This window comes from Gordonia sp. 'Campus' (assembly GCF_022206305.1).
In the GTDB taxonomy this organism is placed as follows: domain Bacteria; phylum Actinomycetota; class Actinomycetes; order Mycobacteriales; family Mycobacteriaceae; genus Gordonia.
This window is the reverse complement of record NZ_JAKOIW010000029.1, coordinates 33,699-42,246: the sequence shown is the minus strand read 5'-3', so window position 1 is coordinate 42,246 and position 8,548 is coordinate 33,699. Positions and strand designations below refer to the sequence as shown.

Annotated in this window: 5 protein-coding genes and 1 tRNA gene; 3 read left to right on the top strand and 3 right to left on the bottom strand. The window is 70.5% G+C overall.

Translation table 11 applies throughout. The annotated features are described in order from the left end of the window. A partial coding sequence (locus tag MAY35_RS21725; RefSeq protein ID WP_238423358.1) for a threonine/serine exporter ThrE family protein occupies positions 1–1,569 on the bottom strand: 1,569 nt, incomplete at its 3' end. A 141-nt stretch (positions 1,570–1,710) separates the two neighbouring features. On the opposite strand from MAY35_RS21725, the gene MAY35_RS21720 reads away from it, so the two are divergent. After that, entirely contained in the window at positions 1,711–2,097 is a 387-nt protein-coding gene (locus MAY35_RS21720) for a RidA family protein (RefSeq protein ID WP_238423357.1), read from the top strand. A 71-nt stretch (positions 2,098–2,168) separates the two neighbouring features. Then, a tRNA-Thr gene (locus tag MAY35_RS21715) sits at positions 2,169–2,243 on the top strand. Positions 2,244–2,298: 55 nt separating this feature from the next. On the opposite strand, the gene MAY35_RS21710 is transcribed toward MAY35_RS21715, so the two are convergent. Beyond that, the gene (locus MAY35_RS21710) at positions 2,299–2,652 is read right to left on the bottom strand and encodes a Fe-S protein (RefSeq protein ID WP_238423356.1); all 354 of its coding nucleotides are present in this window, start codon (positions 2,650–2,652) and stop codon (positions 2,299–2,301) included. A 71-nt stretch (positions 2,653–2,723) separates the two neighbouring features. Here MAY35_RS21710 and MAY35_RS21705 point away from each other — a divergent pair, with 71 nt between their 5' ends. Next, on the top strand, positions 2,724–4,349 hold the full coding sequence (locus MAY35_RS21705; protein ID WP_238423355.1) for a carboxylesterase/lipase family protein: 1,626 nt from the start codon (positions 2,724–2,726) through the stop codon (positions 4,347–4,349). Between the two features lie 21 nt (positions 4,350–4,370). Here MAY35_RS21705 and MAY35_RS21700 read toward each other — a convergent pair whose 3' ends face one another. Continuing rightward, positions 4,371–8,150, bottom strand: a complete 3,780-nt coding sequence (locus MAY35_RS21700; RefSeq protein WP_238423354.1) for a WD40 repeat domain-containing protein — start codon at positions 8,148–8,150, stop codon at positions 4,371–4,373. Positions 8,151–8,548 lie beyond the last annotated feature (398 nt).

The following is an 8,548-nucleotide window of genomic DNA, read 5'->3' as shown; positions in this document are numbered from 1 at the left end:
GGGCGGGGGCTGCTGGGGTGAGGGTGCTTGCGGTGAGGGGGCTTGAGGTGAGGCCGCCTGGAACGGCCGGACCCGTGGCGGTTGCGGGCGTCGCCGGTTCTCGCGGGCCTGCCGCGCCGCACCTGCCCGGCGGGCTTCGCGCGCCTCGCGGGCCTCGCGGAGCGCGATGCGCCTGCGCAGTCGCCAGTCCGGTCGCGGGGGGAGCTGCGGACGACGCAGCGAGCGCGCGACGAACTCGCCGAGCGTGACTCCCGCGGCCAGTGCGCAGCCGATGGCCAGCGCGTTGGCGATCCAGGTGAAACCGTCGAGTGTCTGGTCGCCGAGGATTCCGTACAGGCCGCGATAGACGGCGAGACCGGGCAGGAGTGGCGTGATACCCGCGACGGCGACCACGAGCGGTGGCGTGAGCGCGCGGCGGGCGAGCAGGCCGCCGATCAGCCCGACGAGCGCTGCCGCGACTCCGTTCGCGATGACGTCGCCGATGTCGGTGAAGGTCGCCGACGCGGCCACGGCCGTACCGATGAAGCCGCCGAGGAAAGCCACCCCGAGCGCGCGTGTCTCGGCGTAACTGGCCAGTGCGTAGGCACACGCCGCGACCGCACCGGCCGCGACCCGGATCGGGAGTTCGACGACCGCGAAACTCGTCGTCGTGGTGATGGTCGGCAAGAAGATGCCCACGGCTTCGAGGATGCGGATGGCCACGCCGACGCCGGCGATGATGCCGCCGGTCATCAGCAGGAGTTCGAAGAACCGGGCCACACCGGTGATGGGCGCGCCGGTGATGGCGTCCTGTACCGACCCGACGAGGGACAGTCCGGACAGCAGGACCACGATGCCGGCCGCGATGACCTGCGAGGGTGCGATCTGTACACCGAGTCTCTCGGCGGCCCCGAAGACCAGCGCGGCGGGGACGACGGCGATGAAACCGCCGACCAGTTGCTGGAAGAAGACCGGGGTGCCGATGCGATTGAGGGTGCGGTTGACGGTGACCGTCACGACCGTCGTCGCGAACGCCAGCGCAGCGACGAGGTACTGGCCACCGAGCAGCACCGAGATGCCCGAGGCCATGATTCCCCAGGCCATCGTGGCCAGCCAGTGCGGATACGGGTGCGGCGCGGTGATGATCTCGTCGACCATCCGGTGCGCCGTGGACGGGCTTATGAACGAGTCGCGAATACGCCGGACGAGCCGGTCGACCTGCGCCAGGCGCGTGAAGTCCATCGAGCGGTAGTAGACCTGCTCCATGGTCGTGATCGGGGGGAGCGTGGCGCCACGACGGGCGCTGACGACGATGGTGTTGTAGGTGACGTCGACATCGACGTCCTCGAGCCCGTAGACCCCGGCGACGAACTTGATCTGCGTCTGGGTGTCGATCGCGCCGGTGCCCGAATCGAGCAGGACGGCACCGATCTTGGTGGCGAGGTCGAGGACCTCGGTGATCGCCGCGACGTCGAACGGCTCGATCGGTTTGCGCGGCGACACCATGATGCTGCCGGGTTCGATCGTGTCCATCGTCGCCTGGCGGCTACCGGTCAGGCGACGCAGAACACGGCCGAGCTGTTCGCGCACGCAGGCCTCCTCGGGTCGGAAGAAGGGTTGCTCACCTCCCGGCGAGCGGACGTCGCCTCAATCCTGACAGGAGACGCGGCCCACAGCGCATGAGGCTCTCGGTCGACCGACCGCCGACGGCGACGCCTCTAGGATCGCACCATGTCCTCTGTGCAGATCTTCGGTCCCCGCGGCGGCCACACCCGTAGCGCCGCCGTCTCTCCCGGAAGCCTGGTCTTCACCGCGGGCGCCGCCCCGATCGACGACGACGGTGCGACGGTCGCGCCCGGCAACGTCCGTGAGCAGGCGCTGCAGTGCATGCGGAATCTGGAGACCGCGCTCGCCGAGGCCGGCGCCGCGCTCGCCGACGTCGCGAAGGTCACGGTGTTCGTCGCCGAACATCTGCAGGCGGATCTGGTGGTCGCCTGGGAGGCCGTCACCGAGGCCTTCGGCGAGCACAAACCCGCGGGCAGCCTGCTCGGCGTCTCCGTCCTGGCCTACGACGATCAGCTCGTGGAGATCGAGGCGGTCGCGGCCGTCGCGGGCTGACTGCGGGGCCTCCGGGTGCCGGGGTGCCGGTGAGGCCACAGGGTGCGCGGTCGATATACTCGCGCACGCACGCCTCCTTAGCTCAGTGGTAGAGCACTCGCCTTGTAAGCGAGCGGTCGTCGGTTCAATCCCGACAGGGGGCTCCACACGACCCGGCCGCACCGACTCGACTCCGAAGCGGTGCGGCCGCTGCCGTTTCGTTCACCAGATGACGGCGAGACCCGCCGCGAGCAGCGAGAGCGCACCGACCGCCCAGAACAGCGGCCGCGGGACGGGTTCGCCGGTCCGCTTCTGCCGGGCGCTGCCCATGCCCAGGATGGCGCCGAGGACCACCAGGATCACGAGCTTGATGCCGATCTTCGGGTAGTTCAGGTCGATGCCCGCAGGCCACGGCGCTGCGAGGGCCAGCCCGGTCAGGAGTGACAGCAGGATTCCGTAGTCCATGACGCGGATGAATCGGAACTCCCGGGCCACCAGCTGGGTGACCCAGCCGCCGAAGGTCACCGCGAACCCGACGATGTGCAGCAGGATTACGACGTTGCGTAGTACTTCCATGACGTCACTTTACCCAGGCGACGCGCGATATTTCGGGCAGTCGGAACGTGTTCACGGTGCACGATGGACGGATGAAGCACGACGAACCGGGCACCTCCACCGTCTCGCACTCCACGGGGGCCGCCTCGCGAGCGCCGCTGGCACGCACCGGCGTCGGGACGTACCGCGGCATCGCCGGTGAACGAGCTGACGTCTGGCGGGGCATCCGATACGCGCAACCACCTGTCGGCGAACTCCGCTGGCGACGCACGGTTCCGCTCACCGCGGACGATGCACCCGTCGACATCGTCGACGCCTCGACCTTCGGCTCGGTGTGCCCCCAGGTGGTCAACCCGGCGGTCAAGCTGGGCCCCGGCGCAGTCATGGACGAGGACTGTCTGTTCCTCAACGTGTGGACGCCGCCCGGGTCGTCGGAGCACGCCGATGACGCCGTCGGGCTGCCCGTCATGGTGTGGCTGCACGGTGGCGCCTACGTCCTCGGCTCAGGGTGTCAGCCGTTCTACGAGGGTTCGAATCTCGCCGCCGGCGGTGACGTCGTCGTCGTGACGCTCAACTACCGGCTCGGCGTACTCGGCTTCGCCGACCTGTCGTCGATCGATCCGCGCTTCGAGTCCAACGTCGGACTGAGTGACGTGCTGACGGCCCTGGCCTGGGTGCGCGATCACATCGCCGGGTTCGGCGGTGACCCGGACAAGGTGACGGTGTTCGGGGAGTCGGCCGGGGCGGGACTCGTGACGGCGCTGCTGACGATGCCGGCCGCCGCCGGGTTGTTCGGCCGTGCCATCGCGCAGAGTTCACCGGTGACCTCGATGTACGGCGCCGAACGCGCCGCCAGGGTCGCCGGTCAACTACTCGCCGTGGCGGGAATCGACCCCGCCGACACCGAGACCGCGGACGTCATCGCGGGACTCGAGGGCCTCGACGGCGCGCAATGCGCGGCGATCACCACCGAACTGTTCGAGAAGGTCCCCGCCGAGACCCCGGGCACCATCGCCTTCGCCCCGGTGATCGACGGCGACCTGCTGCCCGAGCACCCGCTCGACGTCTACCGCGCCGGACGCGCGCACCCGGTACCGCTGATCATCGGCACCAACCGCGACGAGGCCAACCTCTTCAAGTACATGAAGTCCCCGCTGATGCCGATCACCACCGCCGACATCGAGCGCATGTTCGCCGGCATGGCGAAGGAATACCCCGACGTCGTCCTTCCCGAGCGGGCTCAGGTGCTGTCCGCATATTCGGGCCTGCGCCCCAAGGTCACCGGGCTCGGGGTGGCGCGGGACGTCGCCTTCCGGATGCCCACGCTCTGGCTCGCCGAGGCGCAGGCCCGTCGCGCGCCGGTGTACGTCTACCGCTACGACTGGACGACCAGGATGTTCCGGCTCCTCGGACTCGGGGCCGCACACGCCACCGAGGTCCCCTACGTGTGGGGCAACCTCGGGGCCAACTCGCGCGACATCACGTTCCTCCTCGGCGGCCGCAAACCAGGAGAAGCGGTGTCGGAGCGAATGATGCGGCGTTGGACCGCGTTCGCGCACGGACTCGATCCGGACGCCGGGTCGCTCGGCGACCACTGGCCGACCTACGACTCCGGTCACCGTCCGGTGCTGCGCATCGATGCCGAGGACCGCGTCGTGCAGAACCTCGACGGCGATCTGTGGGAGGCGTGGGGCGACGAGGTGCTCGGCTTCCGCTGAGCGCGCCGAGACCGCTTGTCCTCAGCCGCAATTCGCGCGGACGTCGACGTGCGGCAGGTAGGCCGCGCGCTGGGCGTCGGTGATCGGCGCGGTGCTCGCGCAGATCCAGGCCCGGGCGTCGTCGAGGTCGAGCGTGTGCAGGTAGACGTTGCCGGTGGTGTCGCCACCGGAGATGATCTCCTCGTCGGACGGGAGTCGATCCGGGACCTGCCATGTCGTCGTGGTGTCGGTGGTCGCGAGCAGCGTCCCGACCGGCAGCGGATCGGTCAACCGGCCGTCGTCGTCGAGCGCGAAGCTGATCAGTTCATGGGTCGCGGTGCCGACCGCGAGACGGCTCGGAGCCATCGACAGGGTCGAGGCGAACATGTCCTCGCGCCGATCGAGCTCCTCGGGCCTGCCGTCGGTGCCCCGCGGCGGTAGCCGCCACGTCGACAGGTCTCGTGCGGCGACGACCAGCACGTCGCCGCTGTCGTCGAATGCCGCCTGCGCGATCGGTGTCTCGTCGTCGACGACCGCGACCGGCAGGTCGCGCCCCGACGTGAGGTCGTAGAGGTAGACGCGTTTGTCGTCGGAGGTCACCGCCAGTCGTGAACCGTCGGGACTGAAGGCCACGTCGCGGATCAGATCCGACGGGCCCCGCAGCGGCAGCCCCAGCCTGCGGGGTGCGCCGGGCGTCGAGGTGTCCCAGAGCGCGACGGTGGTGTCGGTGTCGCCGGTGGCCAGGACGTTGCCGGTCGGTGCGAACGCCACCGGGAACGAGTACCGCGTCCCGACCTCGAGCGCAGCGGCCCGTCTGGGTGCCGAGGCATCGGCGACGTCCCACAGTTCGACCAGACCGCCGTTGTTGTTCGCCGTCGCGGCGAGCGTTCCCGGGCCGTTGAGGCTGACCCGCGGATGATCGTTGACGCGCCGCTGGATCGGCGTCCGGGATCGCAGAGCGAGCCCTTCGGACCCCATGGCCCACAGGTTGAGGGTGGTGTCCGCGCCGACCGTTGCCAGGAGGCGTTGCGACGCATCGGTGTCCAGGCCGGTGATCGTGCCGCCGCGGTCGGGTTCGCTGCGATCGGGCAGGCGCCACACGTCGATCGTGCCGTCGGACCGACCCGAGACGAGCCGTTCGCCCGCCGGGTCGAACCGGGCGGCGAAGGTGCGCACCGAACCCTGCTCGGATGTGGTCTGCAACGCCCACTGGAGAGTCGGGGACGTGGGGTTCGACGTGTTCCAGACGCGGACGAGACCGTCGGCGCGTGCGGACGCGATCTGCGAACCCGACCGGTCGAATCCGATCGACCACGAACCGGCCGTGCTGTTGGGCAGTGACGTGCTCAACGGACGCGGGTCGGCGGGATCGGCGACATCCCAGAGTTGGGTGTTCGGGCTGTCCCCGGTGACCGCGAGCGACCGGCTGTCGGGGCCGAATGCGACGGCATGGGTGATGCTGGGGAACCCGGTGAGCGTCCGCCCGGCCGGTCGGGGCGACTCCCCGGTGGTCCACAGCCGCACGGTCCGGTCGTCGCCGCCGCTGGCCATGAGTCGGCCGTCGGGGCTGAACGCCAGCGTGCGGGCGGCGGCCGTGTGTCCGCGGAGCACTGCGGTCTCGCGTATCGCCCCGTCGGGGGACACGGCATAGACCGTGATGGTGCCGTCGTCCGACGAGGCGGCGAGCGTCTGCCCGTCCGCGGAGAAACGGACCATGTAGACGGTGCCGTGCCCGGGCGAGACCGTCATCGCCACCCGCGGGTTCGACGCGTCCGTCAGATCCCACATGCGGACCGAGCCGTCGCCGCTGCTCGTGGCCAGGACCGGCCGGGTGGGGTGGAAGTCGGTGCTGGTGACGTAGTTGCCGAAGCCGCGCAGGACCGCGAGCTCACGGTAGCCCGGGGAGTCGGCACGTTCCCAGATCCGTACGGTCCGGTCTCCGCTCGCCGACGCCAGGTGGCGCCCCGTCCGGTCGAAGGCGAGGTCGTAGACGGGACCGGTGTGTCCGGCGACGGGCGTGACCAGCGGGGTGGTCGCGGCGCCGCGCAAGCGGCTGGCCACGGTGGCGTCGTCGGGATAGATCCGATGGGCGATGAGGAGCAGACGCGCCGCCAGGGAGGGGTTGGAGGCCTGCAGGCTGTCGATGTGGGAGAGCAGCGCGGACCGTTCGGCGGCATTGCGCTGTTCACGGAGGTCGTGTGCCTGGCGGAACCCGATCGCCGCGGTGATGGTCGCCGCGATGGCGAGGACGACGATGACCGCCACCGCGCCGACCCGCGTCAGCCGTCGCCGCTGCTGCATGGCGACCGCGGCGTCGAGGAACGCGTCGTTCTCGCGGCTGAGCAGGTGCAGGTAATCACTGTTCAGCGCCGCGCGGTGACGGGTGGCCTCGTCGAGGCGGGACCCGGTGTAGAGAAACGACCGGCCGCGGTGGTTGTTCAGCCACGCCTCGGTGTCGGAGTCGAGTTGCTGTCGCCACCGGTGGGTGTCGGAGTCGTCGGCGATCCACTCGGCCAGCCGTGGCCAGGCGGTGAGCACGACGTCGTGGACGAGCATCACCGAATCGGTCGACACGGTCAGCAGACGAGCCTGCGCGAACGCGTCGATGACGGTGGCCACCTCGGGCGGGAACCGTCCGGTGAGGGTGGTGGTCGACAGGGGCACCCGGAGCGCGATCCCCGCGGGTCCGACGTGGACGAGTGCGAGCAGGACCGCGCGAGCGAGATCGCGATGCGCGGGGTCGATGGCCTCCCAGGTGGCCTCGGCGGTGTCGGCGACCGCACGTGCGATGCCGCCGGTGGCCCGGTACCCCGACAGGGTCATCCGGTTACCCGACCGCCGCGACCACGTCGCCTGCAGGACGTGTGCCAGCAGCGGCAGGCGGCCGGCGCGGTCGCCCACCGTCGACGCCTCGTACAGATCGGTGATCATCACGTCGGCGAGGCCCGGCTCGATGCGGCCGCCGGCGAGGCGGACCGGGGCGGTGATGACCTCCCGGAGCTGCGTCCGCGTCATCTCGGAGACGATCACGCACCGGCTCTGCCAGGCGTCGGCGAGGAACGGGTGTTCCACACACTGGCTGAAGAAGTCCGCGCGCACCCCGACGACCACGACCGTGTCGGCGGCGAGTTCCTCGACCTCGAGGAGGGTGGCGGCCCGCAGCGACTCCTCGAGGGAGAAGACGTTCTCGAACTGATCGATGACGATGACCGCGTCATCGTGCCTGGCCGAATCGCGATCGTCGTCGGACGGGGTGTCGTCGGACGGGGTGGCGATGACGAGACCCGCGGGGGTGATCTCGCCGAGCCGCGGAGTGGGGGATCTCGGGTCCCGCGCGAGGCCGGCGCGCAGCAGCGACGACTTGCCCGACCCGGACACTCCGGTCACGACGACGAGCCTTGACGCCGGCGCCAGGGGAGGCGGTCCCTCGCGTGCGGCGAGGATCGTGTCGACGAGTGTGCCCACGAGGTCGTCGCGGCCGAAGTACAGCTCGCTGTCCGCGGCGGTGAGGGTGGCGAGCCCGGCGAACGGGCGGGTGTGCTGGACCGGGGGCGGCTCGGTGCGGGCGTCGTCGGGGGCACGACGGTCCCACATCTCTCGCCACTGGGGGATCGTGAGGACATCGACGGCTCCCGCGGCCACGGCTCGCGACGTCAGCCAGACGAGGAGTGGCTCGACGGTGGCGAAGTCACGCGGCAGGTGCCGCCCGTTGCGCCAGTCGCTGATGCGTTGCGCCGACACCTTGGCGCGCGCCGCGGAAGCCCGGAGGGTGGGGCGACCCGCTTGCACGAACAGGCGCGCGAGCGCTTCACCGAATTCCACTCACCTGATCCCATGCTCGCCCCGACAGATCGTCCGCACCATCATGCGTGAGCCGATCGGCGGGCGCCACCATTGCCCACCCGGTGTGGTGACGGCCACTCCCGGACCGGTCGCACGGCGTCGGCCTGCGGGGGCCCGACCTGGTGTCTCGGTCCGGATCCGGAACCGCCGTGTCCGGTCCGGAGAGTCCGTTCGCGCCGTGACCTGCGCGAATACCGACCCTTTCCGTCCGGCACTGGAGTGTGGTGCCGTCCTGGGGTGTGCTGTTGGGGCGCATCCCGACGGGGGTCGGGACAGCGCACAGGTTGCGTCGATCGAAGGACACACGGAAGTGCTCGGCGAGCACTGCCCGTCGGGGGCTGTGTGTCGTCCGGTCCACACAACCGCGCGGGTGCCGG